We start from the raw sequence: 4,511 nt of genomic DNA on the forward strand, positions 1-4,511 counted from the left end.
GCATATTATTCAAAAAGTATTTGAGAAAAACGATGTTCCTGAAGGTGTTTCCTGCCTTGTAATAGGCGATAGGAGTATCGGTGAAGCAATGAGCAATGACAAACGAATGCCATTGGTTTCAGCCACGGGTTCAACCCGTATGGGAAAAGCTGTCGGTGCGGCTCTTGGTGCAAGATTGGGGCGCAGCTTATTAGAGCTTGGCGGAAACAATGCAATCATTATATCTAAAGATGCTGATCTGGAAATGTCGCTTGTCGGAGCTGTGTTCGGCGCTGTTGGAACTGCCGGTCAACGGTGTACGTCCACGCGCAGGCTGATCATCCACGAAAGTGTTTATGATAACTTTAGGAATAAGCTGGTTAAGGCTTACGGACAGCTTAAGATTGGAAACCCATTAGATGAAAACAATCATGTGGGCCCCCTTATCGATAAGGATGCGGTTAAGGGATATCTTGACTCTATAGAAAAATGCAAAAAAGAAGGGGGTAAATTTGTAGTTGAAGGTGGTGTGATGGAAGGTGCTGGTTACGAATCAGGTTGCTATGTTAAACCTTGTATTGCAGAAGCTAAAAATGAATATGAAATTGTACAGCATGAGACCTTTGCACCAATATTGTACCTTATGAAATACAAGACCCTTGATGACGCTATTGCTATGCAAAACGGAGTTCCACAGGGACTGTCCTCTGCAATAATGACCTTAAATCTCCGTGAAGCTGAACAATTCTTATCCTTTGGAGGATCTGATTGCGGGATTGCCAACGTAAATATTGGAACCTCTGGCGCAGAGATCGGGGGAGCATTCGGTGGTGAAAAAGAAACGGGTGGCGGACGTGAATCAGGTTCTGATGCCTGGAGAGTTTATATGCGCAGACAAACAAATACAATTAATTACTCGGACAGTTTGCCGTTGGCGCAGGGAATCAAGTTCGACTTGTAGGAGTTGTACGTTATACGTTGTAAGTTATAAGTCTTCTTTCAAGCGCACCACACGTCACAAGAAATGGGCCCCGGGGCTATTTGCCGTCCAGACGTATAACGTTAAACGTATAACGTATAACTAATTGACGAGGAGCTTATACCCCTTGCCATGAACGTTAATGATCTCTACCCTGGGGTCCTCTTTCAGATACTTCCGCAGTTTACTCAGGAAAACATCCATGCTCCTGCCATTGAAGTAATTATCGTCATGCCAGATGCTGATCAGTGCTTCTTCTCTTGTTAAAACTTCGTTCTTTTTGAGGCAAAGTAAACGTAAGAGCTCTGCTTCCTTAGTAGAAACTTTTTGCTGACCTTCTCCAATACTTATCATTTGAGCAGTATAGTCAAACTTATACTTTCCAACATCAAATTTGGTAGGCTGATCTAATGCTTCACTCTTGTCCGGTCCCGACATTCGCTTAAGAAGTGCATTGATGCGCAGCAGTAATTCCTCTATTCTAAATGGCTTGGTTATGTAGTCATCTCCGCCAAGGTTATAAGCTTCAGACTTATCTTCGATCATAGTCTTAGCAGTTGCGAATATGATAGGCACATCAGGGTTGATCTTACGGATATCTTTCCCCAATGTAAACCCGTCTTTCTTAGGCATCATGACATCGAAAATACACACGTCGAAATGTTCCCTGGTAAAGGCACGTAAAGCTTCATCTCCATCCTGAGCCAGGACTACTTCAAACTTTCCTTTTAACTGCAGGTAATCCTGTAAGAGCATTCCAAGATTCGGGTCGTCCTCGGCTAATAAAATTTTTTTCATTTAGAGTATCTTTAAACCGCAGCGGGCTCGGGATCAACTATTTTTTAGCGGCAAACTTATTTCAAATTCCGAACCTTTGTCTTTTTCACTTCGAACCTTGATAGTTCCATGCAATTTTTTCACAATATTGGCAACATAACTCAATCCTAAACCAAATCCTTTTACATCATGCAAATTACCTGTAGGAATACGGTAAAATTGATCGAATATTTTAGTGAGCTGATCACGGTTCATCCCAATACCCTTATCCGCCACTCTAATAATAAGGTTCCGTCCAGAGATTAAGGTACTGATCTTAATTTTCGGATCTTTGGGGCTGTATTTATTAGCGTTGTCCAGAAGATTAAAAATGATATTAGAAAGGTGGAGCTCATCTCCCATTACTGTAGATTGCTTAGCATTTAGCTGCAGGTCAATAGTTGCATTCCGCTTTTGAAGCTGGAGCGACATACTGTCGACAATCGCAGCAAGCAGGTCATTTAGCTCTACTTCTTTATGCTCTAGATTCAGATCACCTTTATCAATTTTAGCGATGTTTAATACCCGCTCTATATGACTTCCCAGACGAACATTCTCGTCGTAAATAATATTAGCCAATCTGTCAATTCTCTTTTTATCAGTGGTAAGCTCCGGATCTCTAAGAGCTTCGCTCGCGATCATAATGGTTGCAACCGGAGTTTTGAATTCATGAGTCATATTATTGATAAAATCAGTCTTCATCTCTGATAACTTTTTCTGCATCAGGATAGTATGGATAGTATATCCAAAACAGAAGATAAGTACCAACAATAACCCACCAGACAAGCTCATCATCGCCGTAAGGTTAGATAGGATTATAGTGTTCTTATCAGGAAAGGTGATGGTTAACATTCCGGAATCATTAATAATATCTTTTGGAAAAAGGGGGATCTCATAACTGTTGTTGGGCCGGAACGTCGTCAGATTAGAGGCCCGGGTGAAGATTAATGAATCTCTTTTTGCTGAAGTAACTTTATACTCATAGTTACTATTAATAGAACGATTAATAAGCTCCATCCTAAGCATAGAATCGAGGGTTTGTGGATGGATCCGCTTATTTAAAGGGAGACTCATCTTGCCATACTCTTCAGCAAGGTTTTTGAAAACATCCCCCTTCTGAGTTTCTGCTTCGAAAAATTCCTGAACCTTCTCAACCTTATTTTTCTTTTTAGGTTCGGGCGACTCCGGAGGCATGCGGTGCCTGATCTTTGGCTTAGGAATAGTGCGCAGTGAGGTGCCGTACACCGGGTCAAAAACTATATACTGTCTAACAGAATCCCTTACGGTGGCAGCGATCTGACCCCCGGTTCCAAAGGCAACAGCAGGGGTCCTGGTATTCTTTATCCGCGATAAGGTTTGATGAGTCTGTTCTTGCAATTGACCAAATGCATCAATGTATTCGGTCACATCAACTCTTAAGTTAAACTGCTGATCTTTTAATTCATCAGGCGATAACGCATCGTCAATTACCAGTACGTTCGGATTTCGGGCAAGAAAAATACTGTCTCGTATCCTGAATATGCTGTCTTCCTTTCTTTTCTCACCGAGTACGTAATTAATATCAGCTAATCTTGACGAACTATTTTTTCTTAGTTGGTTTTCTGACTTTTTAACAAAAAGAGGCTTTTGCACTATCCTTTTAACAACAGGAGCCTTTGTCGTTTCTGCCTTTTTCTCAAGGAAGTTATTCGCGTCCTGCTTTTCGATACGGCCAACCACCTTGGTAAGAGCTTCATGAACCGATTGGTCAAATAGCTTTTCCTGCAACTGGTAAGACTCTCTAAAGAAATAGAGCTGCATCGCCATTACACCCGTCAGTGCAATGGCCATTAATCCTATTATTAAGCTGATGCTCTTTTTCTTCATGCAACCACAAAAATACGTAACCAGCTCTAAGCCAACCGAGTTTTAACACTTTTTAACAAAGCCTTAACATAAAGGCAGCTCCACCCGATATATTTTTGCTAAGCTTAAATGTAATCATATGAAGAAGAACCTACTCAAAAAACTATTGTGCCTGTTTGCACTCGCAGCAGTCGCTCCAGGCTATGCCTCTTTCGCGCAGCAAGCTAAAGGGCTGACACGCACCATTATTATCAACAATGGTGACACCACTGTTAATGGAAAGAAGTTTAGTGAGCTCGATAAAATTGAGAAAGCAAAGCTTCGTGACGAGTTTAAGGAGATGGAAAAGAATTTTAGAAGTGGTAATGTGATGATAAGAAAAGGTGGTGGTGATACTAAGGAGGTAGTTATTAGCCGTAATGGAAAAGAACCGAATGTCCTGATCTGGAATGACAATATCGATGATAACGCGGGAAGCTTCGGCTTTAACATTGACAGGCCTCGCGCACTCAACATGCTGAAACATAATGGCGATAGCATGTTTTTCGACAAAGATTTTCAAATGTTTAGTTTTAATGGCGACACCAGCATGAGTTTCAACCTCAATACTGATAGTTTATCAAAGCGCTTCAATTTTAAGATCGATGGGCTGGACAGCAGCATGAGAAAGCGGGTCATCACCATGAATCGTGACGTAGCTGCAGGCAGGAATATGGAGGCTTTTGAATTTTATTTATGCATAAATAACTTCAAGCGCATCGCGTTAGGCTGAGATCTTTACCGCAGAGAACGCAAAGTTTTACGCAGAGAACGCGGAGTTTAAATGTGACTCTGGCGAAGCGTTTGTTGAAGTCTCTGCGGCCTCAGCGTATTACTCCGCGCCCTCTGCGGT

4 protein-coding genes are annotated in these 4,511 nt (G+C 41.8%); 2 read left to right on the plus strand and 2 right to left on the minus strand.

The features are described from left to right. Positions 1 to 940: aldehyde dehydrogenase family protein (locus WKF69_RS13550; RefSeq protein ID WP_340382608.1), on the plus strand; the 940-nt coding region annotated here is incomplete at its 5' end. A 120-nt stretch (positions 941 to 1,060) separates the two neighbouring features. Here WKF69_RS13550 and WKF69_RS13555 read toward each other — a convergent pair. Beyond that, positions 1,061 to 1,756, minus strand: a complete 696-nt coding sequence (locus WKF69_RS13555; protein ID WP_340382609.1) for a response regulator transcription factor — start codon at positions 1,754 to 1,756, stop codon at positions 1,061 to 1,063. Positions 1,757 to 1,789: 33 nt separating this feature from the next. Next, positions 1,790 to 3,604, minus strand: coding sequence for a HAMP domain-containing sensor histidine kinase (locus WKF69_RS13560; RefSeq protein WP_340382610.1), 1,815 nt, complete (start codon positions 3,602 to 3,604; stop codon positions 1,790 to 1,792). Positions 3,605 to 3,758: 154 nt separating this feature from the next. Between WKF69_RS13560 and WKF69_RS13565 the strand changes: the two genes are divergently transcribed. Further along, entirely contained in the window at positions 3,759 to 4,391 is a 633-nt protein-coding gene (locus WKF69_RS13565) for a hypothetical protein (RefSeq protein ID WP_340382611.1), read from the plus strand. The last annotated feature ends 120 nt before the right edge of the window (positions 4,392 to 4,511 follow it).

The sequence above is a fragment of the Daejeonella sp. genome (assembly GCF_037719425.1).
GTDB lineage: Bacteria > Bacteroidota > Bacteroidia > Sphingobacteriales > Sphingobacteriaceae > Daejeonella.

Excerpts from the sequence above, each read along its gene's own strand:
- WKF69_RS13555 (WP_340382609.1), bottom strand. The coding sequence starts at position 1,756 with ATGAAAAAAATTTTATTAGCCGAGGACGACCCGAATCTTGGAATGCTC.
- WKF69_RS13560 (WP_340382610.1), bottom strand. The coding sequence starts at position 3,604 with ATGGCCATTGCACTGACGGGTGTAATGGCGATGCAGCTCTATTTCTTT.
- WKF69_RS13565 (WP_340382611.1), top strand. The coding sequence starts at position 3,759 with ATGAAGAAGAACCTACTCAAAAAACTATTGTGCCTGTTTGCACTCGCA.